The 17,942-nt window shown below is 62.3% G+C and carries 12 protein-coding genes and 2 pseudogenes; 7 read left to right on the forward strand and 7 right to left on the reverse strand.

Going from position 1 to position 17,942, the window contains the following annotated elements:
- Positions 1-193: 193 nt before the first annotated feature.
- Both BF95_RS11790 and BF95_RS11795 read right to left on the reverse strand, forming a co-directional pair.
- Positions 194-841 (reverse strand): glutathione S-transferase family protein, encoded by a 648-nt coding sequence (locus BF95_RS11790; protein WP_043151597.1) that lies wholly within the window; start codon positions 839-841, stop codon positions 194-196.
- A 65-nt stretch (positions 842-906) separates the two neighbouring features.
- Positions 907-1,467 (reverse strand): AraC family transcriptional regulator, encoded by a 561-nt coding sequence (locus BF95_RS11795; protein ID WP_327195449.1) that lies wholly within the window; start codon positions 1,465-1,467, stop codon positions 907-909.
- A gap of 304 nt (positions 1,468-1,771) precedes the next feature.
- On the opposite strand from BF95_RS11795, the gene BF95_RS11800 reads away from it, so the two are divergent.
- The 6 genes and pseudogenes from BF95_RS11800 to BF95_RS11830 all read left to right on the forward strand — a co-directional run bounded on the left by BF95_RS11800 (position 1,772) and on the right by BF95_RS11830 (position 10,352).
- A complete protein-coding gene (locus tag BF95_RS11800; protein WP_043151598.1) occupies positions 1,772-1,978 on the forward strand; it encodes a ParD-like family protein in 207 nt (68 codons plus the stop codon).
- Position 1,979: 1 nt separating this feature from the next.
- Entirely contained in the window at positions 1,980-2,759 is a 780-nt protein-coding gene (gene map / locus BF95_RS11805) for a type I methionyl aminopeptidase (RefSeq protein ID WP_043151600.1), read from the forward strand.
- A 273-nt stretch (positions 2,760-3,032) separates the two neighbouring features.
- A protein-coding gene (locus BF95_RS26380; RefSeq protein ID WP_152542675.1) for an IS630 family transposase occupies positions 3,033-4,096 on the forward strand; the annotation gives its coding sequence in 2 pieces (ribosomal slippage) (positions 3,033-3,524 and positions 3,527-4,096; 1,062 coding nt in all).
- A 715-nt stretch (positions 4,097-4,811) separates the two neighbouring features.
- On the forward strand, positions 4,812-5,891 hold the full coding sequence (locus BF95_RS11820; RefSeq protein ID WP_043151604.1) for an efflux RND transporter periplasmic adaptor subunit: 1,080 nt from the start codon (positions 4,812-4,814) through the stop codon (positions 5,889-5,891).
- Positions 5,892-5,911: 20 nt separating this feature from the next.
- Positions 5,912-8,994, forward strand: a pseudogene (locus tag BF95_RS11825) (efflux RND transporter permease subunit).
- Positions 8,994-10,352: an efflux transporter outer membrane subunit gene (locus BF95_RS11830; protein ID WP_152542677.1), complete on the forward strand. Its 1,359-nt coding sequence runs from the start codon at positions 8,994-8,996 to the stop codon at positions 10,350-10,352. Before BF95_RS11825 ends, BF95_RS11830 begins: the two are co-directional and overlap by 1 nt.
- A 125-nt stretch (positions 10,353-10,477) precedes the next feature.
- Here BF95_RS11830 and BF95_RS11835 read toward each other — a convergent pair whose 3' ends face one another.
- Positions 10,478-11,440 carry an amidohydrolase family protein gene (locus tag BF95_RS11835; protein ID WP_161774288.1) on the reverse strand — a complete coding sequence of 321 codons (963 nt, stop codon included), beginning with the start codon at positions 11,438-11,440 and terminating at the stop codon, positions 10,478-10,480.
- 807 nt (positions 11,441-12,247) lie between these two features.
- Here BF95_RS11835 and BF95_RS11845 point away from each other — a divergent pair.
- Positions 12,248-12,799, forward strand: coding sequence for an arsenate reductase/protein-tyrosine-phosphatase family protein (locus BF95_RS11845; protein WP_043151609.1), 552 nt, complete (start codon positions 12,248-12,250; stop codon positions 12,797-12,799).
- On the opposite strand, the gene BF95_RS11850 is transcribed toward BF95_RS11845, so the two are convergent.
- From BF95_RS11850 to BF95_RS11865, 4 genes and pseudogenes are all read right to left on the reverse strand, one after another.
- Positions 12,768-13,982, reverse strand: a complete 1,215-nt coding sequence (locus BF95_RS11850; protein WP_043151610.1) for a carboxylate--amine ligase — start codon at positions 13,980-13,982, stop codon at positions 12,768-12,770. The two genes, BF95_RS11845 and BF95_RS11850, sit on opposite strands and share 32 nt — an antisense overlap.
- Positions 13,979-14,959 carry a polysaccharide deacetylase family protein gene (locus BF95_RS11855; RefSeq protein WP_043151656.1) on the reverse strand — a complete coding sequence of 327 codons (981 nt, stop codon included), beginning with the start codon at positions 14,957-14,959 and terminating at the stop codon, positions 13,979-13,981. Before BF95_RS11855 ends, BF95_RS11850 begins: the two co-directional genes overlap by 4 nt.
- Before the next feature lie 141 nt (positions 14,960-15,100).
- Complete coding sequence (locus tag BF95_RS11860; protein WP_043151611.1) at positions 15,101-15,598, reverse strand: flavin reductase family protein; 498 nt, start codon at positions 15,596-15,598, stop codon at positions 15,101-15,103.
- A gap of 52 nt (positions 15,599-15,650) precedes the next feature.
- Positions 15,651-17,911, reverse strand: a pseudogene (locus BF95_RS11865) (NADP-dependent malic enzyme).
- Between the last annotated feature and the right edge of the window lie 31 nt (positions 17,912-17,942).

Raw genomic sequence — 17,942 nt, forward strand, 5'->3', positions numbered from 1 at the left:
CGCCCCGGTCGCAGCGCCGCCCCCAACGCCTCCGCCCCCGCTTCGTCCGCCATCCCCGCCCCCGAAACGCAAAAAGGGCCGACCCGCCCGGATCAGCCCTTCGTTCGCCGCGTCATCCGCGACTCACATTTTTCCACTATGCCAACATGTGCCAGAACAGCGTGACGCTGTCAAGCAAATTGTTCCATATAGGTTATTTCGCCAACATCGCCTGCAGCCCGTCCGCTTCCAATGCCATCGCCGCCGCCACGCTCGGCCGCGCCTTCACCGCGTCCAGCCACGCCGCCACCTTGGGCCAGCGCGCCGCATCCAGCCGGTCCGACACATAGCCGATGTTGATCAACGGACAACCCGCCGCCAGGTCCGCCAGCGTGAAGCGATCCTCGACCAGCCAGCCACTATCGGGCAAAACGCCCTCCAGATAATCATAAAGGCCCGGCAGTTCCTCGGCCTCGGCCTTGTCCGCCGCCACCAGGTCCGGCTCGCGCTTCAACCTCTTGGCCACCGCCCGGTTGAAGAAGATCTTGGCCCCCACCGGCTGCGCCACCGTATCGCCAAATTCCTCATACCAGATGGTCCGCGCCCGCGCCTTGGGCTCGGCCGGAATCATCTCCGTGCCGGGGCGTAGGGCATCCATATAGGTTATGATCGCGGTGGAATCGCTCAGCAGGAAATCGCCATCCTCCAACGCCGGAATCTTGCCAAAGGGCGACCCGTTCAGATAGCCCTCGCCGCCGCGCCCGAACCCGGCCGCCCGCACCTCGACCTCGATGCCCTTCTCGGCGGCAAAGACGATGACCTTGCGTACAAAGGGCGACACCCGCCCGCCATGAATGATCATAGACCCATCTCCTCCGGTTCGACTCACGGACCCGAACATGGCAGATCAGTAGCAGATCGCAACCGTCATGCCGCCTGCGGAACATCCGCCACGAACGGCGCGATCACCGCCATCACCCGCGCCACCGTCTCCGCCTTCTCGCCCACCGGCGCGACATAGTCGATCACGCTGCGCGCCGCCTCGACCCCCGCGCCACGCGCGATCGCCCAGGCGGCCAGATAATGCGCCGCCATGCACCCGCCCGCGCTCGCCACATTGCCCCGCGCCACGAACGGCGCTTCCAACACGCGCAGCCCCGCCGCGATCGCCATCGGCTGGCTCGTCCGGTCGGTGCAGACCGGCATGTCACCGACCAGCCCCAGCGCCCCCAGGATCAGCGCGCCCGAACATTGCGACCCGATCAATTGCCGCGCCGGGTCCAGCCTTATGCGCGCCATCAACGCCGCATCATTGGCCACCTCCAACCGCCGCGCCCCGCTGCCGACCAGCACCACATCCGCCTGCGCCGCCCATTCCAGCGGCTGCTGCGTCCGCACCTCGACCCCGTTCATCGACGTGACTATGGCGTCCGGCGCACATATCTCCGCCCGCCACCCCTTGACCCGGTTCAGCAACGCCAGCGCCACGAAACTGTCCAGCTCATTGAACCCATCAAAACGTCAAAACCGCAACCCGCATCAGATCCTCCTGTCGATCCAACGCCCCTACCCCATCCCCAAAACGCCCCGCCCGATCCGGTCCCGAGACATTGGCCCCCACCCCAAACCTTCTCCCCACGGGGAGAAGGATACGCAGCCTTATCCCGGCCAAGTCCGGGATTAGGCGAAGTGGGAAGAGGGGGSCTCGACGCCAGCCGCCCGCCGCCCACCTTGACCCCAAACCATATGAACCATATACACTTCATATACGTTTCATATATCAGGACACCCCATGGGCATCGTAAAAATCGCCGACGACCTCCACGAAGAAGCCCGCCGCGCCAGCGCGCCGATGTGCCGCTCCATCAATGCGCAGGCGGAATATTGGATGAAGATCGGCATGTTGGCCGAAGCCAACCCGACCCTGTCCTTCAACGACATCGTCCGGCAGCAATATGCCGCCGCCCATGTCGAACTGGCCCAGCGCGCCGCCGCCTGACATGGTCAAAACCCCAGACGAACTGGCGCTGATGCGACAATCGGGCCAGTTGCTCGCCGCGGTCTTCACCATGCTCGACCGCCAGCCGCTCGCGGGCCTCTCGACCATGGCCGTCAACGATCTGGTCGAACGCTATATCACCCTGGACCTCGCCGCCCGCCCGGCGAGCAAGGGCCAATATGGCTTCCAATATGTGCTGAACTGCTCGATCAACCATGTCGTCTGCCATGGCGTGCCCGATGCCGACACCATCATCCGCGACGGCGACATCATCAATCTCGACATCACGCTGGAAAAAAACGGCTTCATCGCCGATTCCAGCAAAACCTACCTTGTCGGCGACGTCGCCCCCGCCGCCCGCCGCCTCGTCCGCGTCACCCAGGAAGCGCTCTGGCACGGCATCGCCCAGGTCCGACCCGGCGCGCATCTGGGCGATATCGGCTTTGCGATCGAGCGCCATGCCAAGCGCAACGGCTACAGCGTCGTGCGCGACTATTGCGGCCACGGCATCGGCCGCGAAATGCACGAAGAGCCGCAAGTCCTCCATTTCGGCCGCCCCGGCACGGGCCTGCCCTTGCGCGAAGGCATGGTCTTCACCATCGAACCGATGCTCAACCAGGGCAGCCGCAAAGTCTCGACCCAGGATGATGGCTGGACCGTCGTCACCAACAACGGCAAACTCTCCGCCCAATTCGAACACACCGTCGCCGTCACCCGCACCGGCGTCGAAGTCCTAACCCTCCGCCCCGACGAAACCCCGCTCTCGGCGCGCCGGGCGTAAGCCAATCCTACCCACGCCCCCAAACCTTCTCCCCCACGGGGAGAAGGATACGCACCTTGGCGGCGCAGCCGCCTAGGCGAAGTTGGATGAGGGGGCTCGACGTTGGCGCACCATCCCACCCTTTGGCTTTGCGCATATCTTGGCCAATGCCTGCGCAGACGTGTTGACACTTTGTAATGTGGTTATACCATCCGTCCGTGATGCTGACTCACGTGGGGGATTCCCAAAGCGGCGAAACTATGAATCTATGTCTTCGGGTTGGAGGGCATTGTCATGGGTGCAGCGATTGGATTGCGAGACGACTTTGATGCAGCGGGCTTGAGGCGACTGGCGCGGACGACAAAGAGCGCGAACCAGGGACGCCGACTGCTAGCTTTGGCGGAAATCTATGATGGCGCGAACCGCAGCGATGCCGCGCGCATCGGCGGAGTGACCCTGCAGATCGTGCGGGATTGGGTGGTGCGGTTCAACGCCCGAGGTCCAGCGGSTCTCCTTGACGGCAAGGCCCCAGGCAAGCCGCCCTTGCTGAATGATACCCAGCGCCAAGCGCTCGCGGAGGTCGTTGAAAGTGGACCGATACCAGCGATCCATGGAGTTGTGCGTTGGCGGCTGATCGACCTGGCGCGGTGGCTTCATGACGAATTTGGGGTGTCTCTGACGGAAACGACCGTAGGGCGAGAGTTGAAAAAGCTGGGCTATGTGAAATTGACGGCACGCCCACGTCACCATGCCCAGAACGAATATGCGATGGAGGACTTCAAAAAGGGGGCTTTGCAGCCGAGCTGGCAAAGATCAAAGCCGCTCTCCCGCGCGACACGCCCATAGAGGTATGGTTCCAGGACGAGGCCCGTATCGGCCAGAAAAACAAGATCACCCGCCGCTGGGCCAGGCGCGGCACCCGGCCTTCAGCGCCCAAGGATCAGAGGACCAAATCAGCCTACATCTTCGGCGCTATCTGCCCTGAGCTTGGTAAGGGCGCTGGCTTGGTCCTGCCCTTCTGTAATACCCAGACCATGTCGCTGCACCTGGCGGAGATATCGCTCGCTATCGAACCAGGTGCCCACGGCGTGCTGCTGATGGATCAGGCCGGATGGCACATGACCGGGAAGCTGGAAGTACCCGATAATATCAGCATCGTTCCGCTGCCGCCAAAATGTCCTGAACTCAACCCGGTCGAAAATATCTGGCAGTTCATGCGCGATAACTGGCTATCCAACCGCATCTTCACGTCCCACGACAACATCGTCGACCTTTGCTGCGAAGCCTGGAACAGGCTGATCGATCAGCCCTGGCGCATCATGACAATTGGACGCCGCAAATGGGCACGTGGGTCGTGATCAATGCAGGTTGGTATTAGTTCCTGCGCCCAAGCAACGCCACACGATGGAGGTGAAGGCAGCGATCCAACAGACTAGTAGCCCCGAGCGCCATAAGGGCAAGCCCGGCATCTCCAACAACAGCTTGTTTTCCCAAACGCCATTAAACCATAAGAGCCCGGCGGCCACGGGTCCATTCGCGCGTCACCTCACCCTCTTGCATAAGGCGGTGACCGATTGGGCATGTGGTAAAGGCGTGCGGGAATATCGATTGTTAAGAATTGGGCGATTTTGTTCACTGGACGAGAACGCCGCTGCACCCGCATTTTGTCGGTCAAATGAATCAAAGCAGGAACGATGCATCGGCCCAGTCGCTTATCTCTCACCGAACAGCAACGAACAAGTCTGATCAAAATTGAATAAGGGCCAGCCAGAAGAGGCAATGCCGTGCAGAATCTATGGAGAGGGCGCCAATATCATAGTGGATATAAGGGATCTCATGCATTTCAGGACTTTGGCATGCGGGGCGGGCGAAAAAAACGCTGTCAGCGATGCGGCGAGCAGCTGAGGCCGCAGTCGTGCGGGGAAACCTCGATAGCATCGGGGTGACGACGAACAGGCCATATGGGTTGCGCCATTTCTCTCCTGGCCCAGCCTGATCGGCGATGCTTGCTTCAAAATTCTTCCACAGGATTGCCGGGGTTGGTCTGAGTATATTGGTCGCTATGGTGGTGCGATGACGAACTTTGTGCAGACGACGGTGATTCTGGCTTCCTACCTTATACTTGGCGCGTGCGGGCCCGACGCGCAGACGAGCCGGGAGGATGTACCAGCCCGCGTTGTTGCTCAGAAGGCACAAAGGGTGGCGGAAACGTCGATGGTCGAAGCGATCGGCACGGCGCGCGCAGCGACGGCCGCAGAGTTATATCCTGAAGCGGCAGGCCTGGTGACCGCCGTTCGCTTCACCGCTGGCGATTATGTGCAAAGCGGCGCGCCGCTGGTGCAACTGGACGACCGGCGCGAGCAGCTTGCGGTACGACTGGCGAGCGTTGCCGTCGCCGAAGCGGATCAGCTGCTCGGTCGCTACCGCCGGATCGAGGATACCGGGGCGCTGTCGGCGAGTCAGATCGAGGCGGGCGTGACCGCGCTGCAATCGGCGCAAATTGAGCTTGAGCAGGCCAAAGTCGCGCTGGCCGATCGCACCGTCCGCGCGCCTTTTACCGGGCATATGGGCATCCCGCAAATTGATCGCGGGGATCGAGTGACCCCGACCACATTGATCGGCACCATTGACGACCGTACCCGTCTGTTCGTCGACTTTCCCGCGCCAGAAGCCGCATTCGAACAGCTGCGTTCGGGTGCTATCGTCTCGCTTGTGCCTTATTCGGACCCGGCGCGCACCATCGACGCGCGCGTCGAGGCGGTCGATAGTTCGATCGCTGCCGATACGCGCAGCTTCACCGTCCGCACCGTTATCGCCAACCGAAACGATGCCTATCGACCCGGGATGAGCTTTCGCGCCAATTTCGCGTCGCCCGGTCGGACGCTTCCTGCCGTGCCGGAAAGCGCCATCATATGGGGCGGGGACGGATCATATATATGGGCGGTGCGGAGCGGGGTTGCCCGCCGCGTGCCGATGACGATCGCGGCAAGGCGCGATGGCCTCGTCCTGTTCAACGGTGCGCTGCAATCCGGCGACCGTATCATTGTCGAAGGCGTGCAGAAGGTACGTGAGGGCCAGCGCGTCGAATTGGTTGCGCGCAATGCCCCGCCGGCCCAGCAAGCCGTCGTTCGGGCAGCAGGCCAAGGGAAGTGAAGCAACGCGACGACCTTCCCATGCTGGCGGTCAAACGCCCGCTGTTGATTGCAGTGCTCAATCTGCTGATCGTCATCGCAGGGCTCGCCGCACTGTTCGGCGTCGAAATACGCGAATTGCCCAACGTCGATCGCCCGGTAGTATCGGTCAACGCGACCTTCCCCGGCGCTGCGCCGCAGACGATCGATGCCGAAGTCACCAGCGTGCTGGAGGACGCCGCCGCGCGCGTCACGGGAGTTCGGCGCATCCGGTCATCAAGCGAGGAGAATAGTAGCCGCGTCCGCGTCGAATTCTCCCCCGGCGTTGATCTGGACACCGCAGCGTCCGACGTGCGCGAGGCCGTGAGCCGAGTGACCAACGACCTGCCCGATCGCGTCGAGCAGGTGCGCGTCGTCAAGGCCGACGAAGACGCGCGATCGATCCTGCAACTGGCCGTGTCGAGCCGTCGCTACGACGAAGCCGCGCTGACCACGATCATTGACAATGACATCCTGCCCGAACTGCTGAGCGCGCAGGGCGTCGCCAGCATCGGTCAGTTTGGTGCGCGGGTGCAACAGATGCGCGTTGCGATCGATCCGGTGCGCCTCAACCGCTTCGGTCTGACGGTCGGTGATGTCGCGACCGCATTGCAACGCGCCCCATACGACGTGCCCGCAGGCAGCTTCCGGTCGGACGCACAGGAGTTACTGGTACGCGCACAGGCCACCGCCGCAACGCCTGAATTGGTGCGCGACGTAACCGTGCGCGGCACCACACGGGTAGGCGATGTCGCAGAAGTGTTTCTGGCCCCCGCCGATGCAACAAGTTTCGTCAGGCTCGACGGCATACCCATTATTGGCTTGGGGGTTATCCGGCAAGCAGGGTCGAACACCATTGAAATTTCGAACGAGGTTCAGGCTGCGGTCGAACGCGTGAGCAAGCGTTTCCCCGACATCACGATTGCGGTCATCTCCGACGATGCCGACTTCATCCGCGTGTCGGTGCAAGAGGTATTGATCACCCTGATCTTCACGGTGGTCGTGGTGATTGTCACCATCCTGTTGTTCTTCCGATCGTTCAAGGCGACATTGATACCGGCAACCACCATCCGATCGCGCTGATCGGGGTACTTGGCGGCATCTGGTTGGCGGGCTTTTCGATCAACCTTTTGACGTTGCTCGCCCTGGTCCTGGCAACCGGCCTGATTGTCGACGATGCCATCGTGGTACTGGAAAATGCCCAAAGGCTGCAGAATGAGGGGCTGGGGCGCAAGGCATCGGCGGTGCTCGGCACCCGCCAGGTGTTCTTCGCCGTGATCGCGACGACGGCCGTACTGATTTCGGTCTTCGTGCCTATCTCGTTCCTGCCGTCGGATGCGGGGCGGTTGTTCCGCGAATTCGGCTTCGTATTGGCGCTGGCGGTCCTGATCTCCTCCTTCGTGGCCTTATCGCTCGTTCCCGCGCTGGCCGCCAAGATGAACCTGTCGACGAACGATAGTCGGGACGGACGGCTGGCGCGCTTTGGCGGCGCGCTCAACGATCGTTACGGGCGGATGGTGCGCTGGTCGCTGGATCGACCGATGTTGGTGATCCTGATTTCGGTTGCGGCCGCCGCGGCCGCAGGCCTGCTTTATCCAACCCTGTCCAACGAAGTCGTACCCGAAGGGGATCGCGGCGTATTGGAAGTGTATGCAACTGGCCCTGACGGTGTCGGCATTGCCTATATGGACGGCCAGATGGATGCGATCGAGCAGGTGATCGAGCCGCTCGAACGATCGGGGGTGATCCGTTCGACGTTCTCCATTGTCGGTCGCTGGGATCCGAACCGAATTCAAGTAACCGCGCAACTCGCCGACTGGAGCGATCGCGATCAAAGCCAAGCTGAACTCGTCGATAGCCTGCGCGCGCCACTGGAGCGCATTCCAGGATCGCGGATCAGCCCGCGCGGACGCGGCACGCTCGATATTGGCGGGGGAGGCGGCGAACAGATAGAAGTGGCCCTGACCGGCACCGATTATGATGAAATCTATCGCCGCGCCCGCGCCCTTGCGGATGCCATCGATACGCGTTCGGATATGTTGGCGAATGCCGAAATATCCTATCAGCCGACTCAACCACAGATCGCGCTGGCCGTTGATCGACGCCGCGCTGCTGAATTGGGGGTCGATCTGGAACAATTGTCGGTAACGCTGCGTGCGATGGTGGGGGGCGACGAAGTGGTGGACCTCAACGTCGGCGATCAGGCGCTACCTATTTTGCTGACGTCGGAAACGACCACGATCACCAGCCCATCCGACCTCAACAATCTATATGTCCGCACGACCGCTGGCGGGTTAACCCCGCTTTCCACGATCGTATCGATCAAGGAAGAAGGCGTCGCCGCCCAGCTCGACCGCGTCGCCCAGCGCCGCGCGATCGAAGTGACCGCCGACATAACGAGCGGGACTATTGCTGAAGCGGTCACCGAAATCCGGCGCCTCGCTGAAGCAACCGGCAACCCGGAGGCCGATCTTATCCTTCAGGGGGAAGCAGAGACGCTTGCCGAAACCTCCAACGCGCTGTTGCTCACTTACGGCTTTGCGCTGGTCATCGTCTTCCTGGTGCTCGTCGCGCAGTTTGAGAGCCTTACCAGTGCGCTGGTCATCCTGCTCACCGTGCCCTTCGCGCTGGCGGCAGCGGTGTTGGCGTTGTTCCTCTCGGGAACGTCGCTCAACATCTATTCACAGATCGGACTGGTGATGCTGATCGGGCTGATGGCCAAAAATGGCATTCTGATCGTCGAATTCGCTGATCAATTGCGACTGGAGGGCAAATCGGTGCGCGAGGCGGCAGAGGAAGCGGCCACGCTGCGGCTGCGGCCAATCATGATGACGCTCATCTCCACCGTCGTCGGGGCGGTGCCGCTGATCATTGCGACTGGCGCAGGGGCGGAAGCGCGAACATCGATCGGCTGGGTGATTTTCGGTGGATTGGGTCTCGCCGGGGTCTTCACCCTCTTCCTGACGCCGGTTCTGTATATCGTCATCGCCAAGTTCGGTAAGCCGCGCAAAGCGGATTTGACGCGCCTTAATCGCGAACTGGACGACGCAGCGGATGGCAGTCCGCAAACGGCGGGGGCGCATTGATGCGTATCATCAGCGCTACCGTGGCATCCATCCTGCTCACCGCTTGCGCAACGCCTCACGATCCGATGCCGGTCATCGACACAGCTGCGGTGCCATCGGCCTTCCTCACGGGCAATCGCCTTTCGGTCGAGGGCGATGATCTGTGGTGGCGTGGATTCGACGACCCACGCCTCGACGCAATCATCGAGCGGGCATTGAGCGACAATCTGACGATCGCCGCAGCGCGCGATCGCTTGCGCGCCGCGCGCGCCGCGGTGCTGGCGGAACGGGCAGATCGCGTGCCGTCAATTTCCGGGGACATAGGCATTGACGGGACTGGCGGTGTTTCCGATCGATTAAACGCGAGTCCCGCCGGGGGGGCGGGGGTGCTGTTCAACCCTGACCTGAATGGGCGTCTGTCGCGCGAAATCGAAGCCGCTGCTGCGCGCGCGCAAGCATCCGCCTATCTGCTCGCCGATGCGCGACGGCTCGTCGTCGCGGCAACGGTACAGCAATATATTGATCTGCGCAGATCTGAAGCGCAATTGACCTTGATCGAGGAATCGACCGATCTTCAGCAGCAGACGCTGCGAATCGTCGAGTTGCGGTTTGGCGCAGGCCTATCGGCCAATCTCGACGTTCGACGCGCCGCCGCCGATTTGGCACAAACCGAAGCGCAACGGGGTATATTGCTGCTCCAGCGTTCGCAGGCTGCGCGGGCGCTGTCGGTATTATTGGGCGAGGTGCCGCAACCATTGCCACCGGCTTCGGCTGATCAGACAATTCCCAGCTTCAGCGCAGGGCCGCCGACGGGCGTGCCCGCCGACCTGCTGCGACGCCGCCCCGATTTGCTGGTTGCCGAGGCCAATCTGGCTGAAGCGGCGGCGACCGTAGGGATTGAACAAGCCGATTTGTTACCGGCGCTTGCGCTAACGGGCCGGATTTCAATCGGGGACAGCTTCAGTCTCGGGCTGATCGATCGCCTGATCGGTACAGTGGGGGCCATCCTTGACGTGCCGCTATTCGACGGAGGCCGACGACGCGCCGAAATCGCAGCGGCACGCGCGGAGGCCGATGCGCGGTTCAACGATTATCGCCAGACATTGCTTGATGCGTTGCGAGAGGTGGAGAACGCCCTGGTGGGTATCGACAGTTTTTCCGCGCGCTCGGCAAGTTTACGCGACGCGATCGAACAAAGCGAGTCCGCCTTCAACCAGTCGAATGCGCTCTACCGCGAAGGGCTGACATCTTTGTTCGACGTCCTTGATGCGCAGCGCCAGTTGATCGGCAGCCGTCAGTCGTTGATCGATAGCGACGCGCAAATCGCTTTCGCGATCATCGATCTATATGCCGCAGTTGGTGCAACCACCGGCACCTAAAGCGATCGACAATAGCCACCGCGCCCGTCACATGGCGTCTTGGTAGGTCAGCGCGCTGGCCCCGTAAGCCGGCCGCCCTGATGCGAACGCCAGTGTTAGGAGACACAGAATATATCGCGGAAAGCCTAACCGGCATCACGCGCCAGTCGGGCACTGGTCTCCAAAACATCGGCAGTAAGTGCGGCGCGATCAATCTTCGTCAACAGACCGTCCTGTTTGAGTATGGTTCCATCGACCATCACCACCCTAATATCCGCAGGGCGTAGAGAGCGCAGGATCATAGTTGCCGGATCGGCATGCGGCAGCAGCGACAGTGCATCACGGCGAACAACGATCAAATCGGCGCACTTGCCTGGCGCCAATGACCCCGCGACGCCATCCAATCCCAAGGATGCGGCACCTTCGCGCGTACCGATCGCCAGTGCATCCAGCGGCGTCATCGCCATCTCATCGGCTGCCAGAGCATTGGCGAGACCCTGGATGATCCGCAATTCGCGCAAAAGATCGGCGGCACCCACCAATGCCGGCGTATCAATCGATGCGCCGATGACGATGCCTGCGCGCCGCAGCGCGGCAACGGGCGGCACGCCGAAGCCAACCGCCAATTCAGAAGAAGGGGCGAGCGACACGCTCGCGCCGCTTCTGGCCAACGCTGCTATCTCATCCGCCTCCGCGTTCACGGCGTGCACGATCTGCATATCGCGGCCCAGCAGACGCAGTTCGTCCAGTCGCCGAACATGCCCGCTGTTCGCCGCGCTATTGTTCGCATGGACACTGACTGGCAACCCACGGTCGCGCGCGAGAGTAAGGTCTGCGCGCCAAACCGCATCGGGCACCGCGACCGCACGACCGTCCATCGTCGCCATAACCCCGCGCCAGCCAATCCCAAGACTTAGTCGCCCACCGTCCGACCACTCCCCCCACCCTGCATGCAGGCGCGCAAAGTCGGCGGCAGCGAGCGGCTGGTCGAACGGCGTCTGGCGTGTCGCGCCGTAGGAAAAGCGCGCCCGGAGCCCGCTGTCCCGCAAGCCCGCCAGCGCGCCGCGGGCATGGGCGGGACTGCGGATATTGTGGCACCAATCGTGCACTGTGGTGATACCATGATCAAGCGCGTCGCGGCCGCGAGCATGGCCGCCAACCGCATCTCCTTTGGGCCGAAGCGGCGACCAAGACGGCCAGTCATCGCGAAATAGCCGTTGGCGTCGCTATTGTCGGCCAGATTGCGAAGCAACGTCGTCCACAGATGCCAATGCGTATCGACCAGTCCCGGCATCACGATCGAACCACGTGCATCGAGCCGCGTCGCCGCGGGGGCAATGATATTTTTGCCTATGGCAACGATCCGGCGATTGCGCACATGGACATCGTGATCGACCAAAATGGCAGCGCCGGGCACCATGGTCAGCACCGTAGCGCCTTGGATCAGATATTCGTCTGATACCGAATTCGCGGCGGCAGGGGAAAAGGTCAGCGCCGTCGTCGCGCCGACGCCGATCAGCAAATCGCGTCGAGAAGGCGTGAACCGCCGATCCTGGTAAAGCAGTTTGTCGATGGGAAAGATCGCCCCATTAGTCATGCATAGCCATCATAACGTAGCGGAAAGCCGAGGCGTTCCCACCAATGACGACAAAGTGCCGCGCGACAGGTGTAACAGCCGACGGTTGTATAGGGGGCAGGCTCCCGCTGCGGCCCGAAAAGCGAGGGCAAAGTGCTTGGGGCAACGCGCTCGCTTTGGCATTTTGCTAAATAGGCATTGGCCCAAATATGGGGCAACACGCTTCCACCAAATGAGCGAAAATTCGTGACGTTTTGACGAATTGCGCTAGAAAATTCCTGTTTTTTATGTCTGTTCTGTTCCCCTACTTCCTCCCCAATTCTTCTCGCAGGTTCACCTCATGATCCGATCCCGGTTCGGCACTTTTCGCGGGCTGGTACGGCTTGCTTTGTCTTATCCGCAGCTCGCGCTTGGCCGTTCCGCCAGCGTTGCGCCCGATCCTGCTAGGGTGCGGCGATTGGTATTCGTGTGTCAGGGAAATATCTGTCGTAGCGCCTTTGCCGATGTAGTGGCGCAGAGCGTTGGATTGCGCAGCGCGTCCTTTGGGTTATCGACGACCACCGGGCGAGCGGCGCATGGCCCTGCTATCGCGGCGGCGCGGGCGCTGGGCCATGATCTGAGCACCCATCGCGCCGTCGATCTGGTCGATTATGTGCCGGAGCCCGGCGACGTGTTGCTGGCGATGGAGGTGCGGCAATTGCACCGGCTGGCGGCTGACCCGCGCCTGGCTACCCTGCCCCGCATGTTGCTAGGTCGCTGGACGCGCCCGATGCTGCCACATCTGCATGACCCTTATACGCTGGATGACCGCTATATGGCGCGGTGCCTTGCCCGGATCGAACAAGCCGTGGGCGCGCTGGTCAGGGCTTTCCCCGGCGCACGGCTTTCTTGAGCATCTGCATCATGTCGCGCAGCCAGGGTCGCGGGTCGGACAGGCTGAACACATAATAGCGCGCGCGCGGATCCAAGAAGGTCAGCAGATAGGCAGCCAGGTCAGCCAGCGGGCGCCGTTGGAAGAAGGGATCGCCGATCCGCCCCGGCGACAACAGGACGCGCGCGAGCCGCTTTGTTTCCGGCACCATATAGCGGGCGCGCAGCGTGTCGCGGGGCACCCGCGCGGCATCGGTTTGGCCCAGAACCGCGCGGCGATAGGCTTCCCAGGCGAACAGCGCCCCGCAATGCCGCGCCAGCGCCAGGCTACCCCAAAATCGGCCATTGACTTCCATCAGCCAATATCGGCCACTTTCGGCCTCATAACGATATTCGACCATCGCCTGGCCCTGCCAGTCGAGCGCACGCAGCAAGGCTTCGGACAGCGCCATTTGCGCCGCATGCGCATCTGTCGGTTCGGCCCGACAGAGCGTCGACACGCCGCCTTCCGGCGGCCATTCGTGCAAGCGGCGATGCTGGAAGCGCACCGTCGCCCGGCCATCGTCCATATAAAGCATCTGACCAAGACCCACGCCCCGGCAATATTGCTGGATCAGCGGCCAATGGCCGACCGGCGCGTAACGGTCGAGCAATGCCGTCAACTCCTGGGCCGAGCGAATATAATCGGTCTTGAGCCATTCCAGCCCTGCCCGCTCAAGGACCGGCATGATTTCAGGAGGATTGGCCCATTTGGCAACGAGCGGATAGCGCATCGTCGCGATACGAGCGGCGAAATCCTCACCCACGCGCGGCTGCCAGGTTTGCGGGACGCACAGCCCCACCTCCGCCGCGATCTCCAGCGTGCGAAGCTTGTCCAACACTTTAGCCAGGGGCTCGGGTCGGGGCACCAGCAAATGGCAATCGCCGATGACCGGCGGCAGCGCCGAAAGCTCCAGCAGGTCGGATTCGGAAATCGCCAACACAGCCCCCGCGTTGGTCCGGGCGATCAGATCAGGGAGCCAGTTGCCCATGGGTCCGGGCGGGCGGGCTGTCATGGCGGCGCAATGACGCGATGCCGCGGCGATAGGTGCCGATTCGCGCGCGATGCCATGGACCGGGACGCCCTTTTCGCCCAGCTCGCGCACGACCGTGAGGCCGATGGCATTTTCCAGACCCAGGACGAGCGCGACGGGATAGCGGCTCACGCAGGAACCAACCGATGTTCGTAGCGCCAGGTCGCCCAGGCCTGCTGCGCCAGCCGTAGCCCGGTCCGCACCTGGCTGGGCGGCACACGAGTCAGAGGCGTTGGCGAAGCGTCAGCAATGGCGGGGGACAGGTCGCGAAACCCTGCCCCGCGCACCTGCGGCAAGCGCACGGCTTCCTGGCACAGTGCCGCGAACCGCGCCTTGACCATGGCGTTGGGTCGTTCCCGATCGCGTGAGAGCATTTCGAAACTATGAGTGACGACGGTGAAGGCATCATGCCCCTCGCGCGCGGCATGGCGCAGCCCCGCGCGCATCTCCGCCGCCGACATGGCGCAGATCTGGGCGGGACGGAAACTGCCGGGCCGGTCATGAATGCCCGATACCGGCAGTTCGACGACGCCCTGCATCCGCAGAGCACTAATCTGCGCCGGATCGACGGTGATGCCGCATTCGCGTCCCAGATAGGCGGGATTGACGCTGCTGTCCCACGCCACGCCAATGGCGGCCAGTGCCCGCAACGTATCGTCATTCGCGCCGAAGTTACCGGCACGAAAGGCCGTAATGGGTGAGGCGCCTGCCTGCTCCAGCAGTGCCTTGGCAAGGCTCAGCAAGACGATCTGATCATCCAACGAGAAATCGCCGATATTGCGTCCTTGCCGATCCCCGACTGGAGACTCCTTTGCCCAGGCGAGCCATTCGGTGTGAATATGCATCTGCACTTCATGGCCTCGGCTCTCGATCGCTTCGACGATGGGAATGAGGAAATCCGGGCCGTGAACCAGGGTGGGCATGGGATCGAGGAAGAAGACGCCTTTAAGCCCATGGCGGTCCAGCATGTCCATCTGCCAGCCGATGCCATGCGCCTGCCCCTGTGCCTCCGCCCAGATCGAGCGACTGACATTGTCGGCCAGGGGCATCCCACGCTGATACAGCGCAGAAGAAAGTTCTGTATCGACGGTGATGAGCAGCGCGGTCATGGGCAGTCCGGTCAGAGGGCAACGCACCTGCATAGGAAGGAGGCGTTAAGGACCCGTAATGTGTCCCGCATGTGTCTGGCCGGTCATAGATGGAAAGAACAGCCTCTTTTCCAACCAGACGACGGATACCCAGCCGAACCGTCAGGCAATCAACGAAAACTCGCCATAGCTGCCCTGGAAGAACAACAATGGCCGCTCTGGCCGGTCGACTTCCAGCGCCACGACCCGGCCTAGCACGATATAATGGTCCCCCGCCTCATGCACCGCATCCAGCGCGCAATCGATCCAAGCGACGACATCGTCCAGGATCGGCGATCCATTGGCGGATACGCGATGCACGATGCCCGCGAATTTGTCCGGGCCTGGCGCGGCAATCTGGCGGCACAAGGGCTGCTGATCGCTGGCCAGGATATTGACACAAAATTTGCCGACCGCCTCGATCCGGGGCCAGCTGCTCGACGTCTTGGCGGGAAAAAAGGCCACGAGCGGGGGATCGAGCGACACCGAGGTGAAAGAGCCGACGACCATGCCGACAGGCGCACCACTGGCTTCCACGGCCGTCACGACGCAGACGCCGGTGGGGTAATGGCCGAGCACCCGCCGAAAGGTGGCGCTGTCAAAACTGATCATCTCACTCATGCCCGGTCGCTCCTGCAACATATCCTGCCGTGCATAGCACAGACTGCGCGCGTCAGAGCGCGATACCGCCCGCCGCCAGCACCGCCAGCGTCAGCAACTCGGATGCATTGGACGCCATGGTCGCGATCTGCACCGATTTTTCCATGCCGACCAACACTGGCCCGATCATCGACGTGCCGCCCAGTTCACGCAGCAGCTTGGCCGAGATATTGGCGGACTGCAGGCCCGGCATGACCAGCACATTGGCAGGACCAGACAGGCGGCTGAACGGGTAACTCTTCATGACGGCGGGGTTGAGCGCCACGTCGGCGGTCATTTCGCTTCATATTCGAAATCGACGGCACGCTCGTCGAGCAGTTTCACCGCGCCACGGACATTTTCCAGAAAGGCACCGGGCGGATTGCCGAAATTGGAATAGGAGAGGAAGGCGACGCGCGGGTCATGGCCCATGCGCCGGGCGACCGCGACGGTGCCTTCGGCAATATCGGCCAGTTCGCTCGCCGTGGGGCGCTCGTTGACCGTGGTGTCAGCCAGGAACACGGTCTTGTCCTTGGCCACCATGACGTGGATGCCAAATGGGGTGCGACCGACCGCCGGGTCCATCACCCGCTTCACCTCGCGTAGCGTCTGCGCATAGGGGCGAGTCATGCCGGTGATCATTGCATCGGCTACGCCCATCTTTACCAGCAACGTGCCGAAGATGTTGCGATCGCGATTGACCATGCGTTCGCAATCGCGGCGAAGATAGCCGCGCCGCTGAAGCCGGGCATACAGCACATCGACCATTTCGGGGACCAGCGGCGAATTAACACTATTGTGCAGTTCGAAGCTTTCCGGGTCACGTACGCCCAGCGCCTTGAGCTTGTCGACCACGTCGCCGCGCCCCACCAGCACCGGCACGCCATAGCCAAGGTCGCGGAACTGGATAGCGGCGCGCAGCACCACTTCTTCCTCAGCTTCGGCAAAGACGACGCGCTTGGGATTGGCTTTCGCGACTTCATAGGCCGTGGTCAGGACCGAAGTGGTCGGGTTGAGGCGGGCCTTCAACGACTGGCGATAGGCCGCCATATCGGCAATCGGCTTTTGCGCGACGCCGCTGTCCATTGCTGCCTGCGCGACGGCAGACGGCACCACTTCCATCAGGCGCGGGTCGAAGGGTGCGGGGATGATATAGTCGGGGCCAAAGCTGTGCGAACGACCATAGGCCTTGGCCACTTCTTCGGGCACCTGTTCCCGCGCCAGTTCGGCGATGGCATGGGCGGCGGCGACCTTCATCGCTTCATTGATCGTGGTTGCCCGCACGTCCAGCGCGCCCCGGAAGATGAAGGGGAAGCCGATGACGTTGTTGACCTGGTTGGGATAATCCGACCGGCCGGTTGCCACGATCGCTTCGGGGCGCACCGACTTCGCATCGGGCGGGGTGATTTCCGGGTCAGGGTTGGCCATGGCGAAGATGATCGGCTTGTCGCCCATATCCTTGACCATGTCCGGCGTCACCGCACCCTTGACCGAAAGCCCTAAGAACACGTCCGCGCCCTTCATCGCTTCCTTGAGCGTGCGCGCGTCGGTCTTGACCGCATGGGCCGACTTCCACTGGTTCATGCCCTCGGTGCGACCCTGATAAATCACGCCCTTGCTGTCGCACATGACGACATTGTCACCGGCGACGCCCAAGGCTTTGATGAGTTCAGTACAGGCGATCGAGGCAGCCCCCGCGCCGTTGACCACGACCTTGAGGTCTTTGAGTTCACGCCCGGTCAGCATCGCGGCATTGATGACGCCCGCCGCCGCGATGATCGCGGTGCCATGCTGATCGTCGTGGAACACCGGAATGTTCATCCGCTCTTTGAGCGTCTGTTCGATAATGAAGCATTCAGGCGCCTTGATATCTTCAAGGTTGATGCCGCCAAAGGTCGGCTCCATCAGTTCGACCGCGTCGATGAAGCGATCGACATCCTCGGTCTTGAGTTCGATATCGATGCTGTCGACGTCGGCGAAGCGCTTGAACAGCACCGCTTTGCCTTCCATCACCGGCTTGGACGCCAGCGCGCCGAGATTGCCCAGGCCCAGGATCGCCGTGCCATTGGTGATGACGGCGACCAGATTGCCCTTGGCCGTATAGTCATAGGCGAGGGCCGGATCTTTCGCGATCGCCAGCACTGGCACTGCGACACCGGGGGAATAAGCGAGCGACAGGTCGCGCTGCGTCGCCATCGGTTTGGACGCGATGATCTCGATCTTGCCGGGACGACCCGTCGAATGGAAAAACAGCGCCTCGCGCTCGGAAAATTCCACGTTCGACTTGTCGCTCATCGATTATCCGCCTCTTCTGTCCGTTGCCCTG

Origin of the sequence: Sphingobium sp. Ant17 (assembly GCF_000588875.1) — a bacterium.
Lineage (GTDB): Bacteria > Pseudomonadota > Alphaproteobacteria > Sphingomonadales > Sphingomonadaceae > Sphingobium.